Below are 510 nucleotides of genomic sequence, written 5' to 3' on the forward strand. Positions count from 1 at the left end.
CGCGTGCAGGGCGGTGAAGATGGCCTCGCCGGTGGCCGTGCTGTCGGCGAAGTCGAGCTTCTTGAGCGCGTCGATCGTCGCCTGGTGCTGCGGGGTGGGCGACACCAGCAGCGACGCGTTGGCCGCGAATTCCACCAGCCCCAGGTTGATGGCCGGCGTCAGCTCGTCGGCGAACTGCTTGCCGGCCACCTTGGCGGCGGTCAGCCGGTCGGGGGGGACGTCGGTGGAGGCCATGGACTCCGAGACATCGATCACCAGCATCACGACCGCCCGGTTGAGCGGGATCCGGACGTCGGACGTCGGCCCGGCCATCGCGGTGGTCAGCAGCACCAGCGACGTGGCCAACAGGATCGTCGGCACGTGCCGCCAGCGGCTGGGGCGCGCCGGCGCGACCCGCTCCAGCACCTCCATGTTGGCGAACCGCAGGACGCGGCGGCGGCGGGCGAACTGCAGCACGACGTAGATGCCCAGGACCAGCAGAACGGCCAGCAGGAACAGGAAGAACCACGC

General features: G+C 70.6%; 1 protein-coding gene. It reads right to left on the bottom strand.

Annotated features, from left to right (window positions below; translation table 11 throughout):
* Window positions 1–510: VWA domain-containing protein (locus tag A5701_RS22730; RefSeq protein ID WP_156670224.1), on the bottom strand; the 510-nt coding region annotated here is incomplete at both ends.

Source organism: Mycobacterium sp. E3305 (assembly GCF_001666785.1).
Lineage (GTDB): Bacteria > Actinomycetota > Actinomycetes > Mycobacteriales > Mycobacteriaceae > Mycobacterium.